At 64.8% G+C, this 256-nt stretch carries 1 protein-coding gene; it reads left to right on the top strand.

Annotated elements, in window-relative coordinates:
• A partial coding sequence (locus SAZ04_RS22515) for a NusA N-terminal domain-containing protein (RefSeq protein ID WP_332699924.1) occupies window positions 1–256 on the top strand: 256 nt, incomplete at both ends.

The raw sequence follows: 256 nt of genomic DNA, 5'->3' as shown, positions 1-256 counted from the left end.
GATCCTCGAACTGGTGGACAAGCTCCACGAGGACCGGAAGATCCCGCGCGAGATCATCCTCAACGGCATCGCGTCGGCCATCCAGGTCGCGAGCGAGCGCCACTTCGGCGTGGAGGAGGGCGTCTTCGTCTCCGTTGACCCAACAACCGGGCACATCGTCGCCCGCTATGGTGAGCAGGAACTCGATCCCGAGACGCTCGGCCGCATCGCGGCCCAGTCGGCCAAGCAGATGATCATCCAGAAGATCCGCGAGGCC

The sequence above is a fragment of the Halalkalibacter lacteus genome, from assembly GCF_036663595.1.
GTDB classification, from domain to species: Bacteria; Bacillota; Bacilli; order Bacillales; family Bacillaceae_D; genus Halalkalibacter; species Halalkalibacter lacteus.
Note: the sequence above shows the minus strand (reverse complement) of the source record. Positions and strands in the feature narration are given on the sequence as shown.